This window comes from Streptomyces sp. NPDC005574 (assembly GCF_040605435.1).
GTDB lineage: Bacteria > Actinomycetota > Actinomycetes > Streptomycetales > Streptomycetaceae > Streptomyces.
Genome location: NZ_JBEXCW010000030.1, coordinates 42,312 through 66,626 on the forward strand (window position 1 = coordinate 42,312; position 24,315 = coordinate 66,626).

The 24,315-nt window shown below is 69.7% G+C and carries 14 protein-coding genes; 4 read left to right on the forward strand and 10 right to left on the reverse strand.

Annotation, left to right across the window (positions count from 1 at the left end):
• Positions 1–17: 17 nt before the first annotated feature.
• Genes ABZT03_RS20770 through ABZT03_RS20790 form a run of 5 tightly spaced genes read right to left on the reverse strand, consistent with a single transcriptional unit; the run spans position 18 to position 8,662 of the window.
• Positions 18–2,048 (reverse strand): PQQ-dependent sugar dehydrogenase, encoded by a 2,031-nt coding sequence (locus ABZT03_RS20770; RefSeq protein ID WP_356041350.1) that lies wholly within the window; start codon positions 2,046–2,048, stop codon positions 18–20.
• Positions 2,045–3,409: a glycoside hydrolase family 27 protein gene (locus ABZT03_RS20775; protein ID WP_356041352.1), complete on the reverse strand. Its 1,365-nt coding sequence runs from the start codon at positions 3,407–3,409 to the stop codon at positions 2,045–2,047. The genes ABZT03_RS20770 and ABZT03_RS20775 overlap by 4 nt, the downstream gene beginning before the upstream one ends.
• Positions 3,406–6,663 (reverse strand): glycosyl hydrolase family 28 protein, encoded by a 3,258-nt coding sequence (locus ABZT03_RS20780; RefSeq protein ID WP_356041354.1) that lies wholly within the window; start codon positions 6,661–6,663, stop codon positions 3,406–3,408. Before ABZT03_RS20780 ends, ABZT03_RS20775 begins: the two co-directional genes overlap by 4 nt.
• An 11-nt stretch (positions 6,664–6,674) precedes the next feature.
• Positions 6,675–7,463 (reverse strand): heparin lyase I family protein, encoded by a 789-nt coding sequence (locus ABZT03_RS20785; protein ID WP_356041356.1) that lies wholly within the window; start codon positions 7,461–7,463, stop codon positions 6,675–6,677.
• Positions 7,460–8,662 carry a glycoside hydrolase family 88 protein gene (locus ABZT03_RS20790; RefSeq protein WP_356041358.1) on the reverse strand — a complete coding sequence of 401 codons (1,203 nt, stop codon included), beginning with the start codon at positions 8,660–8,662 and terminating at the stop codon, positions 7,460–7,462. Before ABZT03_RS20790 ends, ABZT03_RS20785 begins: the two co-directional genes overlap by 4 nt.
• Before the next feature lie 413 nt (positions 8,663–9,075).
• Here ABZT03_RS20790 and ABZT03_RS20795 point away from each other — a divergent pair, with 413 nt between their 5' ends.
• Positions 9,076–9,912 (forward strand): aldo/keto reductase, encoded by an 837-nt coding sequence (locus ABZT03_RS20795; RefSeq protein WP_356041360.1) that lies wholly within the window; start codon positions 9,076–9,078, stop codon positions 9,910–9,912.
• 188 nt (positions 9,913–10,100) lie between these two features.
• Positions 10,101–10,796 carry a glycoside hydrolase family 75 protein gene (locus ABZT03_RS20800; RefSeq protein WP_356041361.1) on the forward strand — a complete coding sequence of 232 codons (696 nt, stop codon included), beginning with the start codon at positions 10,101–10,103 and terminating at the stop codon, positions 10,794–10,796.
• Between the two features lie 13 nt (positions 10,797–10,809).
• Here ABZT03_RS20800 and ABZT03_RS20805 read toward each other — a convergent pair whose 3' ends face one another.
• The 4 genes from ABZT03_RS20805 to ABZT03_RS20820 all read right to left on the reverse strand — a co-directional run bounded on the left by ABZT03_RS20805 (position 10,810) and on the right by ABZT03_RS20820 (position 16,318).
• Positions 10,810–11,511: an SDR family oxidoreductase gene (locus ABZT03_RS20805; RefSeq protein WP_356041363.1), complete on the reverse strand. Its 702-nt coding sequence runs from the start codon at positions 11,509–11,511 to the stop codon at positions 10,810–10,812.
• A 216-nt stretch (positions 11,512–11,727) separates the two neighbouring features.
• Positions 11,728–12,666 carry a class I SAM-dependent methyltransferase gene (locus tag ABZT03_RS20810; protein WP_356041365.1) on the reverse strand — a complete coding sequence of 313 codons (939 nt, stop codon included), beginning with the start codon at positions 12,664–12,666 and terminating at the stop codon, positions 11,728–11,730.
• Between the two features lie 216 nt (positions 12,667–12,882).
• Complete coding sequence (locus ABZT03_RS20815; RefSeq protein WP_356041367.1) at positions 12,883–14,601, reverse strand: glycoside hydrolase family 6 protein; 1,719 nt, start codon at positions 14,599–14,601, stop codon at positions 12,883–12,885.
• A gap of 250 nt (positions 14,602–14,851) precedes the next feature.
• Positions 14,852–16,318 (reverse strand): cellulase family glycosylhydrolase, encoded by a 1,467-nt coding sequence (locus tag ABZT03_RS20820; protein ID WP_356041369.1) that lies wholly within the window; start codon positions 16,316–16,318, stop codon positions 14,852–14,854.
• A 271-nt stretch (positions 16,319–16,589) separates the two neighbouring features.
• On the opposite strand from ABZT03_RS20820, the gene ABZT03_RS20825 reads away from it, so the two are divergent.
• Positions 16,590–19,505 carry a glycoside hydrolase family 48 protein gene (locus ABZT03_RS20825; protein WP_356041370.1) on the forward strand — a complete coding sequence of 972 codons (2,916 nt, stop codon included), beginning with the start codon at positions 16,590–16,592 and terminating at the stop codon, positions 19,503–19,505.
• Between the two features lie 261 nt (positions 19,506–19,766).
• Positions 19,767–22,421, forward strand: a complete 2,655-nt coding sequence (locus ABZT03_RS20830; protein ID WP_356041371.1) for a cellulose binding domain-containing protein — start codon at positions 19,767–19,769, stop codon at positions 22,419–22,421.
• 43 nt (positions 22,422–22,464) lie between these two features.
• Here ABZT03_RS20830 and ABZT03_RS20835 read toward each other — a convergent pair whose 3' ends face one another.
• A complete protein-coding gene (locus tag ABZT03_RS20835) occupies positions 22,465–24,291 on the reverse strand; it encodes a rhamnogalacturonan lyase (RefSeq protein WP_356041424.1) in 1,827 nt (608 codons plus the stop codon).
• Between the last annotated feature and the right edge of the window lie 24 nt (positions 24,292–24,315).

Sequence of the window (24,315 nt, forward strand, 5' to 3'; positions counted from 1 at the left end):
CTCCTGGCGCGTGGCGCCTATCCGATGGTGACGCGCAGGATCTTGTCCGCGCCGTCCGCCGCACCTCCGTTGTTGTCGCAGTTGGTGGTCGACACCCACAGCTGGTCGGCGCCGGGCACCTTGGTGACCGTGCGCAGCCGGCCGTAGGTGCCGACGTAGTACGCGGTCGGTGTGCCGACGCTCTCGTTGTCGCCGTTGATCGGGATCCGCCACAGGCGTTCGCCGCGCAGGGACGCCATGTAGACGACGTTGCGGACGATGGCGATGCCGCTGGGCGAGGCCTCCTCGACGTTCCAGGTGGCCTTGGGGTTGGTCATCCCGGAGACGCTGCACGTGCCTTCGCAGGTGGGCCAGCCGTAGTTGGCGCCGGGCTTGATCAGGTTGAGTTCGTCCTTGGAGCTGTTGCCGAACTCCGCCTCCCACAGCCGGCCGGACCGGTCGAAGGCGAGGCCCTGCGGGTTGCGGTGGCCGAGGCTGTAGACGTAGGTGCCGAACGGGTTGCCGGGAGCCGGTTTGCCGTCGGTGGTCATCCGCAGGATCTTGCCGTTGAGGGAGGTCTTGTCCTGCGCGAGGGCGGGCGTCTGGGCCTCGCCGGTGGAGACGTACAGGTAGCCGTCGGGGCCGAAGGCGAGGCGCCCGCCGTTGTGGTAGCGGTTCTTCTTGATGCCCTGGAGCAGGATCTTGTAGTCGCTGAGCTTCGTCCCGTCGTACGTCATGCGCACCACGCGGTTGCCCTCGGACGCGGTGTGCATGAAGTAGACGTAGTGGTCGGTCGCCCACCTGGGATCGACGGCGACGCCCAGCAGCCCGCCCTCGCCGTTGGTGGTGACGGCTTCGGGGACGGTGCCGACCTGGGTGCGCGTGCCGTCCTTGGTGAGCTTCCAGACGCCGAAGTCGTCCCGCTCGGTGACCAGCGCGGTCTTGCCGTCGGGCATCCAGTACGTGCCCCACGGGATGGTCCAGCCGGTGGACTGCGTCGAGATCGAGGACGGCACCCCGCCGTCGGTCGCGCACGCCTTGGTCGTGAACGTGACGGTGTTGCTCGACGGGGAGAGGTTGCCGGCCGCGTCCCGTGCGACGACGTTCAGGCTGTAGGGGCTGTCGCAGGCGAGCCCGGTGAGGGTGGTCGACGTGCCGCTCGTGACGGACGTGTAGACCGTGCTGTCGCTGCGCACGTCGTAGGCGACGACCGCCCGGTCGTCGGTGGAGGCGCCCCAGCTCAGATCGGCGCTGTTCGCGGTGACGCCGGTGGCGGACAGGGTGCCCGGTTTCGTCGGCGCGGTGGTGTCGGAGCTGGGTTTCGTCGTGCAGTTGACGACGGGGCTGGCGGCGGACGTGTTGCCGGCCGCGTCGCGGGCGATGACGGTCAGGTTGTAGGTGGTGGCGGGGGTCAGACCCGTCAGCGCCCTGGAGGTCGAACTCCCGGGCGCCTCACCGATCTTGTTGCCGTGTTCGTAGAGGTCGTACGCCGTGACGCCCACGTTGTCGGTCGAGGCGCCCCAGGCCAGGGTGAGGCCGTCCTCGCCGATGTCCGGGCAACTGGGCTGGCCGGGGCGGGTGGGCGCCTGGGCGTCGGCCGCCGCACCGACGCCGATGCGGTCGAGGTTGGGGCCGCCGTTCGCGGTGGTGGCGGTCGCGCGGATCTTGTTGGAGCCCGCGCTCAGCGGGACGTTCACGGTCTTGGTGGCCCAGGTGTCCCAGTCGGCGGTGGCCGGGAAGGACACGCCGGAGGCGACGACCGTGCCGCCCACGGAGATGTCCATGGGCCGGTCGGCGGAGGTGCCGTTGGCGTACCGGAGGGCGACCGAGGAGGTCCCGGCGGAGGCGGCGTTCACCGTGAACTCCACGTACGAGCCCTTGACGTTGGTGTAGTCGACGAAGCCGGTGCCCGTGTAGCCGGTGTGGTTGGTGGCCACCGCGCCCTGCGAGATGCCGGCGTCCTCGGCCTGGTAGTCGGTGGCGGCGCGTGCGGCGGAACCGGCCAGACCGACCAGGGGGACGGCGAGGGCCAGGGACAACGCCCACGGCAGTGCTCGGATCGGTTTCATGACCCCGCCCTGTCAGCCGAGTTGACGGGTTTCACCCGGATCAGCCGGGTCTCGCCCGGCCGCAGGGTCGCGCTGTAGGAGTCCGCGATCTCTCCCTTGTGGGAGCCGGACCACAGGTCCGTGACGTCGCCGGTGCCGGTGAAACCCACCTGGGACCAGTTCACCCGCACCGTCGCGCTGCCGGACGTGCCGGTGTTGAACAGCGCGACGACGTAACGGCCGTCGCTCTCCTTCTTGCTGAAGACCTGCTGCACCCCGCTGCTGACGATCCGTCTGGCGGCCACGCCGTCCTGGTCGACGCCGATCAGCCGGTCGTTGGTGAGCATCGCCTTGTCGACCGTGTCGAGGTGGGTGAGGTCGGTGCCGAGCAGCAGGGGCGAGGCGGCCATCGCCCAGAGCGTGAAGTGGGACCGGCGCTGGTCGGCGGTGAGGCCCACCTGGTCGCCGTTGCCGATCTCCAGCGAGTCCAGGTCGTTCCAGCCGCCGGGGCCGGCGTGCGGCTGCCAGGAGGCGGCGGTGTTGAAGCGGGCGGCGACGTGGGACCAGTCGGTCAGCGGATAGCCGCTGCCGTTGGCGCCCGGTCCGCAGTAGCACTCCACGTCGCCCTGGGTGCGCCAGCTGTTGGCGAGCCGACCCCAGGTGTCGGCGTTCGCGATCGGCAGGTTGTTGGACAGCGCGTAGTTGATGGGCCGTCCGGTGGCGCGCAGGGCCTTGTCCCAGGCCTGCACGTCGGGGATGTCCTGGCTGCCCACCCCGTCGATCTTCAGGTAGTCCACTCCCCAGGAGGCGAACTGCTTCGCCCACGAGTTCACGAACTCCTGCGCACCAGGCTTGCCGTAGTCGATGTAGTACATGTTCTTGCAGTTGTAGTTCTTCTCGGTCTTCGAGGTGTCCGCGATGTCCTTCGCGTGGTACGACGTGCCCTCGATCGGGGTGTTCTTCAGTACGGCGTTCTTCGCGATGCCCGGCGTCACGTAGAAGCCGAACTTCAGGCCCTTGGCGTGGATGTGGTCGGCGAGCGCCTTGATGCCGCCGGGGAACTTGGCCGAGTCCACGCTCCAGCGGCCGTAGGAGTCGACGGCGAAGCCGTTGTCGTCGCACTTCTGCCAGAAGTCGTCGAGGTTGACGTACACGAAGCCGTGGTCCTTGAGGCCGCCGGCCACCAGGGCGTCGGCCTGCGCCTCGATCTTCGCCTCGGTGGGTGTGCGACGCACGAAGCTCCAGCTGCTCCAGCCCATGGCGGGCCGGAGCGACTGGCCGTTGTCGGAGGCGGCGGCGGGGTGGCCGGCGCCGAGCACCGGGAGGGCCGAGGCGACGGCCAGCCCGGCCACCGCCGCCACCAGTGCTGTTCTGCGGTTCATGAGGTGCTCCCGGTGGCCGGTGTCGCGTAGGAGGTGCCGATCCACGCCTCGTCGACGCGCAGCCGCTTGTAGCGGGCGGTGTCGCCGGCGCCGGCCCAGGTGGAGTCGACTTCGAGACGTACGTAACGGGCGTTCGCGGCGGGGATGTCGATGCCCTGGATGCCGCGGCGGCTCGCCACCTGCCCGGACTTCACCGCGCTGCCCCAGGTCGTGCCGTCGTTGCTGACGAACACCTTGTAGTCCTTGATCCGCGCCGACTGCTCGGTGTCCGAGCGGGCGTAGGCGACGGAGTCCTCGCGCTGGTTGAGCCCGATGTACTGCACCTTCTTCGCCGAGCCGAGGTCGAAGGTCAGGTCGACGGGCAGGGTCTTGTCGCTGTCCCAGTAGGTGAGGTAGTCGCCGTCACCGGCGGCCGAGGCGGGATGGCCGCTCGCGGAGGCACTCGCGCTCACCTTGACGCCGCCGAGGATGCCCTGCCGGCCGGCTGTGACGACCTTGAAGACGGTGTCGTACGGATCCCAGTCGCCGAGCCCGTTCAGGGTGAGCACGCCGCCGGACTGGGTCCACGAGACGGCCGCCTTGGTGCGGAGGTTGATGACGGAGGCGACGCGGTATCCGTTGTCGCGGATGCGCAGGGTGCTGGTGGTGGGCGGGGTCAGGACGTGCACGTACTGGCGGTTCGGGTCGGCTTTGGCGATCGTCGTGACGCCGTGGGCCCCGTCGTTCCAGAAGCCGGGTTTGAGGCCGCCGTACATGTAGCCGCCGCCCTCGGTGCCGTGCAGGGACTCCCAGATGGGGTCGAGGTAGGAGTTCGCGAAGGTGTTGAAGGCCGCCTGGTTGGCTGGGAACACCCCGTTGACCTGGGCGGTCTCGGCCATGAGTGCCTTGACCGAGGAGCCCGCGTTGGTGACGAGACGGCCCAGGGTGAGCATGCGGTCGACGGACGGGTCGGAGCCGTCGTACCACCAGGCGCCGGTCGAGGGGAGCTTGAAGTCGGCCTCGGTCAGGCGGGGTTGTGCGGTGTACACCGCCTGCGGGTAGTCGTAGGCGGGGGACATTCCCGTCTTCTGCTCATTGCTGATCATGTCCATGATCGGCGTGTCCTCGTTGTTGTTGCTGAGCGTGTAGTTCGGGCGCTTCTGCTGGATCTGCGTGTAGAGGTCGTGGCTCTCCCAGTACGCGTTGTCGTTGTCGATCCAGAAGCCGCCGAGGTCGGGATAGCGGTTCATGACCTCGAAGAAGTTGTCGTAGCTGAACTGCCCGAAGCCCTCTCGGGTGGTCAGGTCGACGTTCGTGCCCTTGTAGGCCGAGTACGCGGAGGAGTCGAGCCATTCGTGGCCGCCGTCGGCGTGCCACTGGGGGTCGTCGGTCATGTAGAGGATGACCTTCAGGCCCTTGGCCTTCGCGGCGGTGATCAGCTCGCCGACGAAGTCCCGCTTGGTGGAGCAGGAGCCGGGGATCTTGGACGGCCAGGGTCGGGCGTAGCCCAGGCGGCTGTGGAAGGTGGCGAGGACGAGGTACTGCGTGTGCAGCTTCTGCGCCTCCTTCACCCAGTAGTCGGGCGTCCAGCCGCCGTTGGTGACGTCGCTCTCCCACCCGGTGCAGCTGGTGTGGGCGGGCGCGGTGCGCAGTCCCCAGTGCAGGAAGAGGCCGCCGACGGAGGCCCGGAGGAAGTCCTGGCGGGGGTTGTCGAGGTCGAGCGGCCGGGCCGTCGCGGCGCTGCCGCAGTCCTCGCTCGACCCACTGCCCGACACCCGCAGCGCGCCGCCCGAGGTGGTGTGACTGTCCGTCAGGCAGTAGCCGGTGACGTGCTGGAAGGCCGCGTCGTACGGCGCGTCGCCGCCGCGTCCGGCCGTGAACCGGGTGAGGCGGATGCCGCTCGCCGCGTCGGCGATGAACGCCGGCCGGCCGTCGTCGGCGGCGAACTTCACCGAACTGTCGGTGAATCGCACGTCGTCGGCGTTGTGCAGGTACCAGCCGTAGGCCGGACGGGGGCCGATGGTTCCCGGGTTGTAGTCCTTCGGGTCGTTGGCCGGCACGGCGGTGGACAGGGTGCCGCTGCCGCCCGGGACCGTGATGTCCACGTGGTTGAAGGTGACGCCGCTGATGCGGTGGCCGTCCTCGCCCCACAGGGTCGGGCTGAAGGAGGGGCTGCTGCCGGTGGCCGTGACGTCGTCGTAGGTGACGTCGCTGATCGAGCCGGTCCCGGGACTGCCGCCGCAGCGTTTGCGTGTGCCGATCTTCTGCATGATCGGTGAGTGGACGTTCGTCATGGTGATGTCGCGGTAGTGGACGTCGGAGATCTTCGCGCCGTCCATCGTGACCATGCCGAGCCCGGACTTGTCGGCGCCCTCGATGCGGATGTTCTCGAACCGGTAGTCGGAGAAGTCGCCGCAGGTCTCGGAGCCGAACATCAGCGCGTTGCAGCAACGGGCCGACAGGTAGCTGTCGTTGACGCGGACGTGACCGTTGGGCAGTTTGGCGCCGAGGGCGTAGTCGCTCTTGAAGACCAGTGCGTCGTCGTTGGCCTTGATGCTGGCGTGGGTGACGGTGACGTCGGTGGTGGAGATGATGTTCCAGCCGTCGCGGTCGCTCGCGGTGTCGATGGTCAGGTGGTCCGAGACGACGTTCCGGCACCCGTTGATCAGGGCCGCGAAGTGGCCGCCGCGGCGGAGCGTGAGCCCGTCGCCCATGCGGAGGCCGTCGCACCGGGTCAGCGAGATGATCTTGTCGGCCTCGCCGGACCTCGGGTTGCCGGTGATGAGGTTGCCGAGTCCGTCGATGACACCCTGGCCGACGAATCCGATGTCGGTCAGCCGGTCGCCGTGGATCATCGCGTCGTGGAAGTGGCTGTGCCCGTAGTCCTGGTAGGCGTCGTAGGGGTTGGACTCGGCCTTGTCGTAGGTGTCGGCGCTGGAGCCCTGGATCGTGGCGCCCTTGTCGACCTGGAGGGTCACATGGCTCTTCATGTGGATGGTGTTCTTGGACTTGTAGCTGCCGGACGGGAAGCGGACCGTGCCGCCGCCGGCCGCGTTCGCCGCGTCGATCGCCTTGTTGATGGCCGGGGTGTCGTTGGTGGAGCCGTCGCCCTTGGCGCCGTAGTCGCGTACGTCGAGGGCGGCGGCGGACGGGGCGGAGCCCGGGGCCGGGTTCGGGGCGGCGAGTGCCACGGGATGGGTGAGTCCGAGGACGACGGCGAGGACGAACAGGACGATCGCCCCTGCCCTGCGCCCGGGTGCGGTGGGGGGTTTCATGGGACGACTCCTCAACCGAGCTGGTAGCCGCGGAGGCCGGTGAGCAGGAGGTAGGTGTCCTGGAGGGAACCGGAGGTGTCACCGAGGGAGCGGTAGATGCCCCACTTGGGGCGCACCCGGTCGGCCAGGAAGGTGTCGACGCCGGTCTTCGACGCGTCGACGACGGTCGAGCCGCCGCTCTTGAGGATCCAGCGGACCGACCCGGTCGAACCGTTGCCGATCTTGATCTGGAAGTCGACGTCGGTCCACTTGTCGTGCAGCGGGTCCAGGTCGGTGCGGCCGACGAGGATGTCGGCGATGGCGAGCTTCAGCTCGACTGTCTGCCTGCCGTTCACCCGGCGCAGGGACTGCACGACGATCGGCGAGGTGCCGCTGCCGGGCTGCTTCATCTGCATGATGTGCGTGAAGGTGGTGGTCGCCTTCAGCGAGCTCGGGATGTACATCGAGTACGTGAGCCGCCAGGTCTGGCCCTCGGTCCACTTGAGGTAGCTGCTGCCGCTCGTGCGCAGTCCGGTGACCTCCTGGCGCTGGCGGTCGGTGGAGGTGTCGCGGTCGACGGTGTGCATGTTGAAGCGCCAGTTGTTCCCGGTGGCGTAGATGTGCGGGTGCGCGGCGGGGTGCGAGTCCGCGCGGTCGTCCTCGATCGTCTCGAAGGCGCCGAGGCCGTCCCCGCTCGCGGAGGGGGCCCACTTCTGCTGCCAGGAGGCGGCGTGGGCCGTGGTCGCGGCCGGCAGTCCGGCCGCGGCGCCCGCCGCGCCGCCGAGGGCGGCACCGAGCACCCTTCTTCTGGATGTGCTCATGACACTAAGTCACCTCGCAGTTGCTCGTTCATGATCAGGAAGGCGCCCAGGCCGTGGAAGTCGTTGACGGCCCGGGTGCGGGCGGCGTAGTACGCGTAGTCGCCGACGTTCGTGCCGACGGAGATGTCGGCGAGCTCGGTCCGGCCGTCCGCGCCGAGGGACAGCTTCGCCAGGACGCCCTGGTAGCCGCGCCGGGCGACGGCAGAGAAGTGCGGGTCCAGGTAGCCCTGTTGGGCTCCGCGGGAGAGGGCGAAGGTGAACATGCTGGAGCAGGACGTCTCGGTCCAGTTGTCCTCGCGCCCGCCCTTGTCCATCACCTGGAACCAGCGCCCCGTCGCCGGGTCCTGGTACTTCTCCAGGCCCGTCGCCAACCTGCGCAGGATGGCGAGGAGTTGCGAGCGGCGCGGATGGTTCGCGGGGATCGCGTCCAGGACGTTCACGATCGCCATGGAGTACCAGCCGACCGCACGGCACCAGTGCTCGGGGGCGAGACCGGTCTGCGGATCGGCCCAGCTCACGCTCCTCGACTCGTCGTAGGCGTGTCTGAGCAGGCCGCTCGCGACCTGCAGATGACCCCCGTAGACGGCGAGTTGCTTCGTGGCCTCATCGTTCGCGTACGCGCTGTCGCCGAACTCCTTGCCGTACTCGACGAGGAAGGGATTCACCATGTAGACGCCGTCCGCCCACAGTTGGTGGGCGCGACTGGCGGTGTCCGCGTGCCAGAAGCCACCGTCGCCCGTGCGCGGGTAGGTGTTCAGGCGGTCGCGGATCTTCCTGGCGGCCTTGCGGTAGCGGTCCAGGCCCGTCTCGTGGTGCAGGATCACCAGAAGCCGGCCGGCCTGCATGCTGTCGAGGCTGTTGAACGACTGGTCGATCGTGCCGTCGCTCTTCACGAAGCGGTCGACGTAGTCCTTCACGTAGGTGAGGTAGCGGGCTTCGTGGGTGCGCCGGTAGGTGAGGTACTGGCCGTAGAGGTAGAGGCCGACCGGGTAGGACCAGCCGCCGATGGTGCTCGGGGTGTACCGGGCCGTGGTGGAGTCGACGACGGCCACGGACCAGTCGGTCGCGGCGGCAGGGCGGCTGGCGGGCCGCGCGGTCGCGGCGGCTGCCGGGGGCGGGAGCGCCGCGGGCAGCGCGGACAGGGTGACGGCGGACAGGGCGAGGACTGTCAGCGCCCCGGACAGGCGTCGGTGTCTCATGTTCCTCCCTCTGGGTGGGCGGCGGGGGCCTTGCCGGACCCTTTCATCGGATGTCTACGGAATGCGGGCATCCGTCTCCGTGGTCGGCGTCACGGTCTCGTTCATGGATGCGCATGGACGTCCCGAGGGGGTGGGGGCACGGAAAGTCACAGGTCAAGTCCACACTCACCGGTGTTCACATGGATGCACCGCGTTCAGCGGCTCGTACGGCGGCGCCATACAGAGTCGCGGCATGACGCGTCGCGGTCAATGGTCCGGACCGATGACATCGGATGCGTTTCCGGCCAATCTCCCGACTCGAGCCCCGACTCGCCGGTCAGTCACGGCGGATCGCACCGTCAGGAATGCATCACGGCTCGTGATCGTTGACCATAGGAGTACCACCTGACGACAACCGTAAGGATCAAGAGCTCGTGAGCAGCAAGGTCCCCCCGATCACCCTCAACAACGGCCTCGAGATGCCCCAACTGGGCTTCGGCGTCTGGCAGGTGCCGGACGACGAGGCGGAGCAGGCGGTCACCACCGCGCTGGAGAGCGGGTACCGCAGCATCGACACAGCGGCGATCTACGGCAACGAAGAGGGCACCGGCAAGGCCATCGCCGCCTCCGGCCTCCCCCGCGAGGACGTGTTCGTCACCACCAAGCTCTGGAACAGCGACCAGGGATACGACTCCACGCTGCGCGCCTTCGACACGTCGCTGGAGAAGCTCGGCCTCGACTACGTCGACCTGTACCTGATCCACTGGCCGACGCCAGAGCGTGACAGGTACGTCGACTCCTACAAGGCGTTCGAGAAGCTCCACTCCGACGGGCGCGTCCGCGCGATCGGTGTCTCCAACTTCGAGCCGGAACACCTTCGGCGGCTCATCGCCGAGACATCGATCGTCCCGGCGATCGACCAGATCGAGCTGCACCCGCACCTCCAGCAGCAGGCGGCCCGCGAGTACCACGCGGAGCAGGGCATCGCGACCGAGGCATGGTCGCCGCTCGGCTCGGGCAAGGGCCTCCTGGAGGTCCCGGCGATCGTCGCCATCGCCCGGAAGCACGGCCGCACCCCGGCACAGGTCGTGCTGCGCTGGCACCTCCAGCTCGGCAACGTGGTGATCCCGAAGTCCGTGACGCCGTCGCGGATCAGGGAGAACATCGAGGTCTTCGACTTCGCTCTGGACGACGAGGACCTGGCGGCGATCAGCGCGCTGGACGAGGACCGGCGACTGGGACCGGACCCCTCCACGTTCAACGCGGCCTGAGAAGCGGCGAGTTCGAGGCCGCCTGCCCTCCGGGGCGGGCGGCCTCTCTCGCGACCCCGCCGAACCCCCGTGACGGCCGGCCGGGTCGCGGCGCGCGGCGCGCGAGGGGTTGACGCGGACATGTGGACTGGTCCACCTTGTACGGCAACCCAGTAAGGAAACTTTCCTAACAGAAGGGTTCCCCCACAGTGCGCATACGAACACTGACCCTCGCCGCGGCCTCCGGGGCCGCGCTGCTCGCCGCCGGCGTGCTCCCCGCACACGCGTCCGGCACCGCCCGGCCGGCGTCCGCCCAGGAGGGCTCGGTCAGCGCGGCCGACCTGCTGGCCAAGGTGACGTCCTGTCAGCAGATCTCGAACGGCAAGTACCGCACCGACGACGAGACGTCGGCCACCGTCCCCGTGTGCGGCAAGAACGGCGCGGTGTTCTGGAAGGCCGACATGGACATCGACTGCGACGGCCAGCGCACGTCGAAGTGCAACGAGGACACCGACCCCTGGTACCAGGACGACACGGCGTTCCACCAGTCCGACGGCAAGCCCCTCAAGGCCGACTCCCTGCCGTACGTCGTCGTGCCCAGCTCCAGCAGCATCTGGAACTACTCCGGCGCCGGCATCAAGGGCGGCGGCGTGGTCGCCGTGATCTACAACGGCAAGGTGGAGTACGCCGTCGTCGGCGACACCGGCCCCACGAAGATCATCGGCGAGGCCTCGTACGCCACCGCCCACGCGCTCGGCATCGACAGCGACCCGGAGACCGGCGGCGCCGACTCGGGCGTGACCTACATCGTGTTCAAGAACTCGCAGGTCTCCCCGATCGAGAGCCACAGCGCGGCGGTCACCCTCGGCGACCGGCTCGCGAAGCAGTTCCTGCAGAACAACTAGGTTCGGCGGAAGGTCAGTTGGGCTGTCCGAGCGGCCGGACGACGACGGTGTTGACATCGACGCCGGCAGGCTGCCGGATGGCCCACACGACCGAGTCGGCGATCTGGTCGGCGGTCAGGAGTTGCCCCGGGGGCAGGCTGCCGTAGCTGTCCCAGAAGGGCGTCTCCACCCGGCCCGGCGCGACCAGGGTCACCCCGATGCCGAACTCCGTGACCTGACGGCGGGTGTTCTCGGCGAGACCCGTCACCGCCCACTTCGTCGCCCCGTAGATGTTGCCGGGCGTGGGCACGAAACCGGCGACGCTGCCGATGAGGACGATCCGTCCGCGGGTCTCCTTGAGCGCGTCCACGGCGGCGCGGATCAGCAGGGCGGGGCCGAGCACGTTCGTCAGCACCATCTCCGTCCACCCGGCGGGATCGCCGTCGGCGACCGTGTCGTGGGTGGCGAAACCGGCGTTGGCGACGACGGTGTCCAGTCGGCCGAAGTCCTTGAGCGTACGGTCGACCGCCGACCGCACGTCGTCGTACTCGGCCGCGTTGCCGGTGATCGTCAACAGGCCCTCGGGTTCCCCGAGTTCCTCGGCGAAGGTGCGCAGCCGCGCCGCACCGCGGCCGGTGACGGCCACCCGCTGCCCGGCGGCCAGCAGTTGCCGGGCGACGGCGGCGCCGATACCGCTGCCGCCGCCGGTGATGAGCGCGACCGGAGAGTCGGTCATGGTGTTCCCCCTGTGTCGAGTCGGACGACACGGAGTCCATCACTTGGAGCACTCTCGAAGTCAAGGGCCGCGGGTCCGGCGGGCGGGGCGGTCGGCGCGGACCGGGTGACGCGACATCAACTTGAGCGTGCTGCACTGCCCTTGGTATGGCCGTACGGCGATGCTGCACTTGGTATGCCCGTACGGCGGAGGGTCGGCAGGTCCGTACGACGGGGGTCAGCTCGGCCGTACCGCTGTGTGCACCGTGTGGGCCGCGAGCACGAAGACGTCGGGGCGGTGGTGGACGCCCGCCTTGTCGTCCGGGTCGAGGAGCCGGTCCAGGGTCGCGCGGTCGTCGGCGTCCAGCGCGTCGCCGAACCCCTCGCGCATCCGGTCCAGGGTCGCGGCCACATGGGCGCGCGCCCGGTCGGACACCGGCGCCGGCAGGTCCAGCAGGAAGCTGCGGGTCCGGTGGTGCGTCAGGCCCGCGGAGCTCAGCAGCGCCGGCCAGTGCTCGGTCTCGGTGACGGATCCCGGCAGGTCGGAGCGCATCCGGGCGAACCACTCCGACTCCAGGGCGTCCAGCCGCGCCTGAAGGCCGGGGCGGCCGATCCCGATGTCCCTGGGCAGGAACCGGGCGGGCAGGCCGCCCTCCATCAACGCGACCGTCCCGCCCGGGGCCAGCCGGGCGGCGAAGGCGGTGAGGGCGGCGCGCTGGTCGCCCAGGTGGTGCAGGCTGCGGCCGGCCCACAACAGGTCGGCCGGGTAGTCGAGTTCGTCCAGGATTCCGGGCAGCTCACCGGCCAGGGTGCCGAAGCGGTCTCCGTACCCGAGCCGGCCGGCCCGTTCCCGCGCCCGCTCCAGCAGGGGTGCGGAACCGTCGACCGCCATGACCCGGGCGCCGGGAAACGTCTCGGCGAACAGGCAGGAGACGACCCCGGGGCCGCTGCCCGCGTCGACGATCAGCCCCGGCTCGGTCACCTCCCGGCCCAGCCAGGACAGGGCCCGCTCGTACAGCGGCGCGAACAGCTCGGCCTGCGCCTCCAGATGCGGTGCCATCTCGGCCCAGTCGATGTCCGTGTGGTGGTCGTGACGGTGGCTGTGGCCGTGGCTCTGAGGTCCCTGCTGACCCTGGTGGACCTGGTGATCGTGGTGTTCGTCGTGTTCGTGCGCCATGGTGGTCAGCCTCTCGTCCGGAATGCCGCCAGCGTGCTCCGACGCACCGGACCGGGGCCACTCCTGTTGCCGGGGCGGCAAAACCACGCACCGCCCCGTGCCGGTGGCGGCCGGACGCGACGATCCGCCGGGCCGGCCCCGCGAGGCCGGTCCCGGCGGATCACCCGCGTGTCACCCACGGGTCAGGTGCGTCTCACCGCACCGTGCCGCACGGCGTCACAGCGCCGGGTAGGCGTTCTTCATGAGCTCCTGGAACTGCGCGGAGAACCAGTGTCCGGACAGCGGCGCGTTGGGCAGGGCGCCCGACATGCTGTTGCCGTTGCGCGCGTTGCCGGTGTACGTGGGGTCGCACATGCGGTCGAAGCCCTTGCCCTCGTCGTTGGCGATGGCGGAGCTGGAACCGTCGGACTCCCCCGGCGGCTTCATCCAGACGTAGGCGTCGATCCCGGCGGCCGGGGCGGCCTTCGGGCGCTCGCCGAGGCCGGCACCGGCCTGGTTGCACCAGTTGCCCACGTGGATACGGCGGTCGTAGCGGCCGCCGTCGACGTAGGTGTCCACGCTGGTCGTCGCGCCCGGGCCGGTGGGCCGGGCGGTGCCGCCCCAGCCGTTGCGGGAGGTGTCGATCAGCATGCCGATGCCTGAGTTGAAGCCGACCGAGACGAGCTGGTTGCGGAACGCCTGGGCGTACGACAGTTCGTCGACGTACCGGTTCCAGTCGACCCACTTCGACTCACGAACCGACTTGCCCGCCACCGAGTCGTTGATGGTGAAGTTGTTCTCCTTCAGGGCGCTGTAGTTGGCCGTGTTGGTGATGAAGCCGTGCACGTCGTCGACCGTGGCACCCTCGGCCGTGGCGGCCTGCTTGAACAGGGTCGCGGTCGGACCGAAGTTGTCGTCCCAGCCGAGCCAGCCGTGGTGACCGGCGTCGATGTAGTTGTAGACGTTGGGGATCGCGCCCAGCTTGTTCAGGGCGTAGCCGACGCCCTTCACGTAGTTGCCGTTCGCGAGCATCGTGTCGCAGGCCGGAGTGGCGGTGGCCTTGCCGCCGGTGTTGGTGACGAGGTTGGGCAGCGAGTCGATCTCTAGGGCGGTGACGATCCGCAGCGAGCTGTACTTGCTGTCGGAGAGGATCGCCGCGATCGGGTCGATGAACTGCGTCTTGTACTTGTCGATCTCCGTCGGACCGAGCTCGCCGTTGGAGGCGAGTGCCGAGCAGTCACGTCCGGGCAGGTCGTAGACGACCAGCTGGACGACCATCTCGCCGCTGCCCTTCTGCGCGAGGGCCGCGTCGAGGTGGGCGCGCAGTCCCATGCTGCCGCTCGACCCGTTGATGGCGGCGATGCGGTCCAGCCACACACCGGTCGGCTGGTTGGAGACGCGGGTGCCGCCCGGCTCCGCGGCGGCCTTCGCGGACCACTCGGGGTTCACGTACACCTTGGCGCCGGCGTAGGGGTTGTCGACCTTGGTGGAGGGCGTGCCCGGGCCGGTCGGACCGGGGTCGGTGGGACCGCCACCGCCGTCGACGTTGCAGGTCACGCCGTCGAGGGTGAACGTGGCGGGCACGGCGTTCGTCCCGCTGTAGGTGCCCTGGAAGCCGAAGCTGGCCGAACCCCCGGCCGGCAGCGAGGCGTTGTAGGTCTCGTTGGCGGCCGTGACGGCCGCACCGCTCTGGCTGATCTTCGCGTTCCAGCCGCTGGTGACCTTCTGGTTCCCGGCGTACGACCACTTCACCGCCCAACTGCTCTTGGCGGCACCGTTGTTGGTGACGGTGACGGCGGCGGTGAAGCCGGTGTCCCACTGGTTCTGCACCTTGTAGTCCACGGTGCAGGGGACGGCGGCGAGCCCGGTGTCCCCGGGGGCGACGGCGAGCGCCGTCCCGGACGCCCCGGCGACCAGCGCCAGGGCGGCGAGTATCGCTGTTCTGGTACGACTCATGAGTGCGGGTTCCTTCTCCGTAGCGGGTGTCGCGTTCTCCGGTGCGGTTGGTGCGGTCGGTGCGGTTGGTGCGGTCGGTGCGGTTGGTGCGGTCGGTGCGGTTGGAGCCGTCGGTGCACTTGATGCCGGTGGAGCAGCCGTGCCGGTGGAGCGGTGGTGCCGGTGGTGCCGGTGGTGCGGACCGTGGTGGTGCGGATTTCGGGCACAGCGGATCTCGGGGTGGTGCGGATCGCGGCTGGTGCGGGGGGTTTTACGGGTTGAGGGCGCGCAGGTGGTCGCGCAGCCCGATGCCGTACGGCGTGGGCGTACCGCCGTAGTCGGAGATCAGGGACGGGCCCGAGGAGCAGTCCCAGGTGTTCCAGGTCCAGCCGAGGTACGACAGGCCCCGGTCGTCGAACCACTTCATGACCTGGTCGACGAACCCGTGTGAGCAGGTGTTCTCTCCGATCTCGCCCGCCACCAGGGGTACCTGGGCGGCGACGGGCGCGAGTGTGGAGTTCCAGCAGCTCTCGTTCGAGCAGGTGTTGAAGTTGTAGACGTGGTAGGCGGCGGCGAGATTGCCCGCCGGGTCGGTGGGCCGGTAGGTCAGCCACTGGCTGAGGTCGTTGGAGTAGGCGAGCCCGCCGGCCATGATCGTGTTCTTGGCGCCGGTGGAGCGCACCGCGTCGACGAGATCCTGCATACCGGCGACCTCGTACCCGATGCCGGAGCAGGTCCCGCCGTCCCGCCAGCACTGCCACGCCTGCGTGGCGGTGGAGGTGGCGCGGTCCGGGTAGGGCTCGTTGAACAGGTCGAACACCACGGCCTGGTCACCCTTGAAGGTGCCGGCCACCGAGGACCAGAAGGACGGCGAGTACTGCATGTCGGGCATCGGCTTCTGGCAGGTGGCGTACACGTCCGAGCAGCCGGCCGAGTTCCCGGTGTACTGGCCGTGGCTCCAGTGCAGTTCGACCACCGGGGTCAGGCCGTGGGCCTCGACCCGCGCGACGAGGGCCTTGACGGCGTCGATGTAGTTGGCGCCCGCGTACTCCGGTTTGATGTTGGACAGGCCGAGCCAGCACTCCTCGTTCAGGGGGATGCGGACGGTGTTGGCGTGCCAGTCGGCGATCGCCTGCACGGCTGCGTCGTCGACCGGGCCGTCCCAGATGCCGTAGCCCTGCACGCACATGAACTCGCCGCCGGAGCGGTTGACGCCGAGCAGTCGGCGGGTCTTCCCGCCGGCGTCCACGAGTTTGCTGCCCGAGACGTGCAGCGCGGGCGCCTTGCCGTCACCCGGATCGGGCGGGTCGGTCGGGGGTTCGGTGTCGGTGTTGCAGGCGGTGCCGTTGAGCTTGAAAGCGGTGGGGGCGGGGTTGCTCCCCGACCACGAGGCGATGAACCCGGCGCTGACGCTCGCGCCGGTGCCCAGCGAGCCGTTCCAGCTCTCGTTGGCCGCGGTGACGGTGGCACCGGACTGGGACCACTTGGCGTTCCAGCCCTGACCGACCTTCTGGCCGCCCGCATAGTCGAAGGTGAGTTTCCAGGCACTCACCGCTGCGGTGTTGTTGGTGATCTTCACGGAGCCCTGGAAGCCGGTGTCCCACTGACCGGGGACGGTGTACTCCACCGTGCAGGCGGGCGTGGCTCCGGACGCCGTGACCACCGGTACCAGCACGGACCCGACGAGGGCGACCGAGCCGGCAACGGCTAAAAGTACTGAACGCGGGGGGTGTCGCATGAGCGAGTCCTCACAGCTCGGGCGCGTCGTGGCGGACGCGTCGACTGATGGAATCGCTCCCACTGGTGCGAGTGAAGGTAGCGCCAAGTGTCGGCAAAGGTAAGGGGTGGTGCTGACTTTCCCTCAACAGGTGCCGTCGAATCTTTTCGACTCTTCGCGCACCTTGACCGGTCCCACGCCCGTCCGCACTATGGGAGCGCTCCCACTGGTTCAAGGCTTGTTGCTGCTGCTCCGCCCCCCACTTCTCCGAGCCGCAAGGAGGAACCAGCGCATGCACCCCAGAAGGAGAGGCAGAGCCGTACGGCGGTTGTGGACCGCCGCCGTGGCCGCCCTGGCGCTTCCGTTCACCCTGTTGAGCACTGCTTCAACTCCCGCACAGGCAGCCGCACTTCAGTGCAGCGTCGACTACAAGACGAACGACTGGGGTTCCGGCTTCACCGCGGACCTGACCCTCACCAACCGCGGTACGGACGTCATCGACGGCTGGACGCTGACGTACGCCTACGCGGGCAACCAGAAACTGTCGAACGGCTGGAACGGGACCTGGTCCCAGTCGGGCCAGACGGTCACGGTGAAAAACGCCTCCTACAACGCGAGGATCGCCGCCGGCGCCGCCGTCTCCACCGGTGGCCAGTTCACCTACAGCGGCGCCAACGCCGCGCCCGCCTCCTTCGCGGTCAACGGCACCACCTGCGCCGGCGCCCACCAGCCACCGGTCGCCGTGCTGACCAGCCCCGCCGCGGGCGCGGTCTACACCCAGGGCCAGGCCGTTCCGCTCGCGGCCACCGCCGCGGCCGCGGACGGCGCGACGGTCAGCAAGGTGGAGTTCTACGACGACACCACCCTGCTGGGCACCGACACCAGCGCGCCGTACTCGCTCTCGGCTTCCGGGTTGACCGTGGGCAGTCATTCCCTGGTGGCGAAGGCGTACGACAGCCTGGGCGCGTCAGCGGAGTCCACCCCGGTCGGCATCACCGTCGCCGCGGGCCCGGTCGTGGTCGCCTCACCGTCCCAACTGGGCGTCCAGCAGGGCAAGACGGGGACGTACGAGGTGAAGCTGTCGACGCAGCCCGCCGCGAACGTCACGGTCACGACGGCCCGCGCGAGCGGCAACTCGGGTCTCTCGGTCACCGGTGGCGCCTCCCTCACCTTCACCCCCTCGAACTGGAGCACCGCGCAGAAGGTGACCGTCACCGCCGACGCGTCGGGCACCGGTGCGGCGGCCTTCGAGTCGACGGCCGCCGGTCACACCAAGGCGACCGTCACCGTGACGGAGCTGGCGGCCTCCAAGACCTACGACGCCCGCTTCCTGGATCTGTACGGCAAGATCACCAACCCGGCGAACGGCTACTTCTCGCCCGAGGGCATCCCCTACCACTCGGTCGAGACGCTGATCGTCGAGGCCCCGGACCAGGGCCACGAGACCACGTCGGAGGCGTACAGCTACCTCCTGTGGCTCCAGGCCATGTACGGCAAGGTGACGGGCGACTGGACCAAGTTCAACGGCGCCTGGGCGATCATGGAGAAGTACATGATCCCGACCCACGCCGACCAGCCGACCAACTCCTTCTACAACGCCTCGAAGCCGGCGACGTACGCGCCGGAGCTGGACACCCCCAACGAGTACCCGGCGAAGCTGGACTCCGGGGTGTCGGTCGGACCGGATCCGATCGCCGGTGAACTGAAGACCGCATACGGTACGGACGACGTCTACGGTATGCACTGGCTTCAGGACGTCGACAACGTCTACGGCTACGGCAACGAGCCCGGCAAGTGCGAGGCCGGCCCGACCGCGACCGGACCGTCGTACATCAACACCTTCCAGCGCGGTGCGCAGGAGTCGGTGTGGGAGACGGTGCCGCAGCCGACCTGCGACGCCTTCAAGTACGGCGGCACGAACGGCTATCTGGACCTGTTCACCGGCGACGCCTCCTACGCCAAGCAGTGGAAGTACACCGACGCCCCGGACGCCGACGCGCGCGCGGTGCAGGCCGCGTACTGGGCCGACGTCTGGGCCAAGCAGCAGGGCAAGGGCGGTGACGTCTCCGCGACCGTCGGCAAGGCCGCGAAGATGGGCGACTACCTGCGCTACGCCATGTACGACAAGTACTTCAAGAAGATCGGCAACTGTGTCGGTCCGAGCACCTGCCCGGCCGGCACCGGCAAGGACGCCTCCTCCTACCTGCTGTCCTGGTACTACGCCTGGGGCGGCGCCAACGACACCAGCGCGGGCTGGGCCTGGCGCATCGGATCCAGTCACGTCCACGGCGGCTACCAGAACCCGCTCGCCGCGTACGCCCTGAGCAGCTACGCCGACCTGAAGCCCAAGTCGGCGACGGGACAGGCGGACTGGGCGAAGTCCCTCGACCGGCAGCTGGAGTTCTACCGCTGGCTGCAGTCGAACGAGGGCGGTATCGCGGGCGGCGCGACCAACAGCTGGGCGGGCCGCTACGCGACCCCGCCGGCCGGCACCTCGACCTTCTACGGCATGTACTACGACCAGCAGCCCGTCTACCACGACCCGCCGTCCAACCAGTGGTTCGGCTTCCAGGCGTGGTCGATGGAGCGGGTCGCCGAGTACTACCAGCAGACGGGCAACGCGAACGCCAAGGCGGTCCTCGACAAGTGGGTCGACTGGGCGCTGTCCAAGACCACGATCAACCCGGACGGCACCTTCCGGATCCCCTCCACCCTCCAGTGGTCGGGGCAGCCCGACACCTGGAACGCGTCGAGTCCCGGCGCCAACAGCGGACTCCACGTCACCGTCGCCGACTACACCGACGACGTGGGTGTGGCGGCCGCGTACGCCAAGACCCTGTCGTACTACGCCGCCAGGTCCGGTGACACGGAGGCGAAGACGACGGCGAAGGCGCTGCTGGACGGCATGTGGACGCACGACCAGGACGCCCTGGGCATCGCCGTCCCGGAGACCCGCGCCGACTACAACCGCTTCGACGACACGGTGTACGTGCCGAGCGGCTGGACCGGCAAGATGCCGAACGGCGACACGGTCAACAGTTCCTCCACCTTCGCCTCGCTCCGGTCCTTCTACAAGAACGACCCGGCCTGGTCGAAGATCGAGAGCTACCTCGCGGGCGGAGCCGCGCCCGTGTTCACGTACCACCGGTTCTGGGCCCAGGCGGACATCGCCCTGGCCATGGGCTCGTACGCGGAACTCCTCGAATAGTCCCCGCCGGGCGCCCGGCGGGCCGGGCGGTACGCAGACCGCGGCCGGTGTGTGGCCGGCCCGCGGTTCCCCGCGCCCGCCCGGGCGCGGGGGGGCGGCACCGTGCCCCGCCGAGGCGTCCGGAGTTCCGCGTGCGTGGCCCCGTCACCTGACGACGGGGCCCGGCCGGGCGGCCCCCACCCGCACGGGGGGCCGCCCGGCCATCGCCTTTCCACCCCCTCCCGCCCGGACATGCCGGGAAACGCCCGGAAAGGACGACCTGTGCGAAGGACCCGCATCCTCACCGCCGTGCTGGCGCTGGCCGCCGGCCTGCTCGCGGGCAGCCCGCCCGCGCTGGCGGCGAGCACCCCGAAGGTGACGCTCGCCGCCGACACGTACACCTGGAAGAACGCCCGGATCGACGGCGGTGGCTTCGTCCCCGGCATCGTCTTCAACCGGTCCGAGAAGAACCTCGCCTACGCCCGCACCGACATCGGCGGCGCCTACCGCTGGCAGCAGTCGACGAAGACCTGGACGCCGCTGCTGGACTCGGTCGGCTGGGACGACTGGGGGCACACCGGCGTGGTGAGCATCGCCTCCGACGCGACCGACCCGAACCGGGTGTACGCGGCCGTGGGCACCTACACCAACAGCTGGGACCCGGGCAACGGGGCCGTGCTGCGGTCCGCCGACCGGGGTGCGAGCTGGCAGAGGACGGACCTGCCGTTCAAGCTCGGCGGCAACATGCCCGGCCGGGGCATGGGCGAGCGGCTCGCGGTCGACCCCAACCGGAACAGCGTGCTGTACCTGGGCGCGCCCAGCGGCAAGGGCCTGTGGCGGTCGACGGACTCCGGTGTCACCTGGTCGCAGGTGGGCAGCTTCCCCAACCCGGGCAACTACGTACAGGATCCGGGCGACGCGAGCGGCTACGCGTCCGACAACCAGGGCATCGCCTGGGTCACCTTCGACGAGTCCACGGGCACGTCGGGCAGCGCGACGAGGACGGTGTACGTCGGGGTCGCCGACAAGGACAACGCCGTGTACCGGTCCACCGACGCGGGCGCGACCTGGAGCCGGCTGGCCGGACAGCCGACCGGCTATCTGGCGCACAAGGGTGTACTGGATACGAAGAACGGTTACCTGTACATCGCATACAGCGACAAGGGCGGTCCCTACGACGGCGGCAAGGGCCGGCTGTGGCGGTACGCGACCGCGACCGGCACCTGGACGGACATCAGCCCGGTCGCGGAGGCCGACACCTACTACGGCTTCAGCGGTCTGACGGTGGACCGGCAGCACCCGGGCACCGTGATGGCGACGGCGTACAGCTCCTGGTGGCCGGACACCCAGATCTTCCGCTCCACGGACAGCGGCGGCACCTGGACGAAGGCGTGGGACTACACGTCGTATCCCGACCGCTCCGACCGCTACACGATGGACGTCTCCTCCTCGCCGTGGCTGACCTGGGGCGCGAATCCGTCACCGCCCGAACAGAGCCCGAAACTGGGGTGGATGACGGAGGCGCTGGAGATCGACCCGTTCGACTCGAACCGGATGATGTACGGAACGGGTGCGACGGTCTACGGCACGGAGAACCTGACGAACTGGGACAGCGGCGGCCGGTTCACCATCACGCCGATGGTGCGGGGCCTGGAGGAGACCGCGGTCAACGACCTCGCCTCTCCCCCGTCGGGCGCCCCGCTGCTGAGCGCGCTGGGCGACGTCGGCGGCTTCCGTCACACGGACCTCACCAAGGTGCCGTCGATGATGTTCACCTCGCCGAACTTCACCACGACCACCAGCCTGGACTTCGCCGAGACGAACGCGGACACGGTGGTGCGGACCGGCAACCTCGACTCGGGCCCGCACATCGCGTTCTCGACCGACAACGGCGCCAACTGGTTCGCGGGGACGGACCCTTCGGGCGTCAGCGGCGGCGGTACGGTCGCCGCGGCGGCCGACGGAAGCCGCTTCGTCTGGAGCCCGGAGGGCACCGGCGTGCAGTACGCGACCGGCTTCGGCACCTCGTGGTCGGCGTCGACCGGCATCCCGGCGGGAGCGGTCGTGGAGTCGGACCGGGCGGACCCGAAGACCTTCTACGGCTTCAAGTCCGGCAGGTTCTACGTCAGTTCGGACGGCGGCGCGACCTTCACCGCGTCCGCGGCCACCGGCCTGCCGAACGGCGGCAGCGTCCGCTTCAAGGCGCTGCCCGGCACGAAGGGCGACGTGTGGCTGGCGGGCGGCGCGAGCGACGGAGCGTACGGGCTGTGGCACTCGACGGACGGCGGGGCGAGCTTCACCCGGCTGGGAGACGTCGAGCAGGCGGACACCGTCGGCTTCGGCAAGGCGGCGCCTGGCGCGTCGTACCAGACGCTGTTCACCAGCGCGAAGATCGGCGGTGTACGCGGCATCTTCCGCTCGACGGACAAGGGCGCGAGCTGGACCCGCGTCAACGACTCCGCGCACCAGTACGCCTTCACGGGCGCGGCGATCACCGGCGACCCGCGCGTCTACGGCCGGGTGTACGTCTCGACGAACGGCCGGGGAGTCGTCTACGGCGACACCTCCGACACCGGCGGCGGTGACGGCGGCGGCGGCACGGACCCCCCGCCGGCGGGCGCCTGCACGGTGACGTACCAGGTCACCAACCAGTGGACGGGCGGCTTCCAGGCGGACGTACGGCTCACCAACACGGGGTCGAGCGCGTGGAGCGGCTGGTCGCTCGGCTGGTCGTTCCCGGGCGGCCAGAAGGTCACCCAGCTGTGGAACGCCGACTTCACCCAGTCCGCCGCGGCGGTCACCGCGCGGAACGTCTCCTGGAACGGCACCGTGGCGGCCGGCTCCTCGGTGACCTTCGGGTTCACCGGAAGCTGGTCGGGCTCCAATCCGAAACCGACCGCGTTCGCCCTGGGCGACCGGAGCTGCGCGGTCGCCTGACCCGGTGGGTGCGCGCCCGGACGGGGCGCGCACCCACCGTCGTTCAGGGTGTGTACACCGTCGGGCGGGGCGGGGTGGGCATGCCGTCACCGATGAAGAAGCTCGGATGCGGCGGCTGGTTGTAGGCCGTGTTCTGCCAGGCCAGGGCGGTGCGGTACTGGGTGTCGTGCAGGAGGGTCGTGATCCTCCTGGTCGTCTCCAGCGGGGTGGAGTAGATCCGCAGCGCCGTGTTGGTGCTGGTGGGCCAGACGACCTCCTCGCGCCAGTCGCCGAGGATGTCGCCTGACAGCGCCGGGGTGGCCTTGGTGCCGTTGTCGGAGTGGACCGAGGCGCCGGTCAGCAGCCGGGTGTCGGACGAGGTGCCGTACTTGTCGATGTGGGTGCCGTCCAGGAGTTCACGGACCGGGTCGCCGTCCCACCAGGACAGGAAGTTGGTGCTGGACGGCTTGCGGGTGGCCACCACCGTGCCCTTCGGGTTGCGGACGCCGCTCTCCGAGGACGACCACGACTCGGCGCCCGCGCTGCCGGCCCAGACGTCCCCGGACACGCCCCGCCCGTTGTCGCCGTTGGCGGGGGTGGACCACAGGACCTGGCCGGTCCTGGCGTCGGCCATCCAGGACGAGGGCTTCGAGCCGTCCTCGTCGACCTTGAACTCCTCCAGGCCGGCGCGTGACGGGTCGAGGTCGCCGACGTGCATCGCGTCCCCGTGGCCGTTCTTCGTGGTCCACAGGCCGGAGCCGTTGTCGTCCACCGCCATCGAGCCGTAGACGATCTCGTCGCGGCCGTCACCGTCGACGTCCGCGACCGACAACTGGTGGTTGCCCTGACTGTCGTAGCCCTTGCCGGAGTTGGTCGAGGAACTGGTGTCGAAGGTCCAGCGGCGGGTGAAGGCGCCGCCGCGCCAGTCCCAGGCCGCGATCACGGTACGGGTGTAGTAGCCCCGCGCCATGACCAGGGAGGGGCGGGAGCCGTCGAGGTAGGCGGTCCCGGCGAGGAAGCGGTCGACGCGGTTGCCGTAGGAGTCGCCCCAGGAGGAGACCGTGCCGCGGGCCGGGACGTAGTCCACCGTCCCCATGGCCCGGCCCGTCTGTCCGTTGAACATCGTCAGGTACTCGGGTCCGGACAGGACGTAGCCGCTGGAGTTGCGGTGGTCGGCGGAGGCGCTGCCGATCACGGTGCCGGCGCCGTCGACCGTGCCGTCGGCCGTCTTCATGGCGACCTCGGCCCTGCCGTCGCCGTCGTAGTCGTACACCTGGAACTGCGTGTAGTGCGCGCCGGAGCGGATGTTGCGCCCCAGGTCGACGCGCCACAGTCGGGTGCCGTCGAGGATGACGCCGTCGACGAAGGTGTCGCCGGTGTACCCGGACTGGGAGTTGTCCTTGGCGTTGGTCGGCTGCCACTTCAGGACGAAGTCCAGCCGGCCGTCGCCGTCGAGGTCGCCGACGGACGCGTCGTTGGCCTCGTAGGTGTAGGCGACGCCGTCGGGGGTGGTGCCGCCGGCCGGCGGGCTGATCGGCACGTCCTTGTAGCCGGTGCGGAACTGGACCGCGTGGACGGAGTCGGCCTGTTCCACGCCGCCCACGATCGCGCGGACCGTGTAGTCGGCCGAGTCCGGCGCGCCGGAGTGGAAGTAGTTCGTGGAGCCGGTGACCGGCGCGGTGTTGACCTTGGTGCCGGCCCGGTAGACGTTGAAGGAGACGTCGCCGGGGTCGGTGCCCAGCCAGCGCCAGCTGATCAGGTTGCCGCCGTCGGTGTGGACGCTGACGACACCCCGGTCCAGCTTCTCGACCTGGCGGGCGGTGGCGGCCTCGGCGGTGCCGGGGGCGAGCGCGGTCAGTCCGGCGCCGACCAGGGCCGCCGCGGCAACCAGTGCGGACAGGACCGCCGTTCGCCC

Excerpts from the sequence above, each read along its gene's own strand:
- ABZT03_RS20820 (WP_356041369.1), bottom strand. The coding sequence starts at position 16,318 with ATGCGACACCCCCCGCGTTCAGTACTTTTAGCCGTTGCCGGCTCGGTC.
- ABZT03_RS20805 (WP_356041363.1), bottom strand. The coding sequence starts at position 11,511 with ATGACCGACTCTCCGGTCGCGCTCATCACCGGCGGCGGCAGCGGTATC.
- ABZT03_RS20780 (WP_356041354.1), bottom strand. The coding sequence starts at position 6,663 with ATGAAACCCCCCACCGCACCCGGGCGCAGGGCAGGGGCGATCGTCCTG.
- ABZT03_RS20810 (WP_356041365.1), bottom strand. The coding sequence starts at position 12,666 with ATGGCGCACGAACACGACGAACACCACGATCACCAGGTCCACCAGGGT.
- ABZT03_RS20775 (WP_356041352.1), bottom strand. The coding sequence starts at position 3,409 with ATGAACCGCAGAACAGCACTGGTGGCGGCGGTGGCCGGGCTGGCCGTC.
- ABZT03_RS20825 (WP_356041370.1), top strand. The coding sequence starts at position 16,590 with ATGCACCCCAGAAGGAGAGGCAGAGCCGTACGGCGGTTGTGGACCGCC.
- ABZT03_RS20785 (WP_356041356.1), bottom strand. The coding sequence starts at position 7,463 with ATGAGCACATCCAGAAGAAGGGTGCTCGGTGCCGCCCTCGGCGGCGCG.
- ABZT03_RS20790 (WP_356041358.1), bottom strand. The coding sequence starts at position 8,662 with ATGAGACACCGACGCCTGTCCGGGGCGCTGACAGTCCTCGCCCTGTCC.
- ABZT03_RS20815 (WP_356041367.1), bottom strand. The coding sequence starts at position 14,601 with ATGAGTCGTACCAGAACAGCGATACTCGCCGCCCTGGCGCTGGTCGCC.
- ABZT03_RS20770 (WP_356041350.1), bottom strand. The coding sequence starts at position 2,048 with ATGAAACCGATCCGAGCACTGCCGTGGGCGTTGTCCCTGGCCCTCGCC.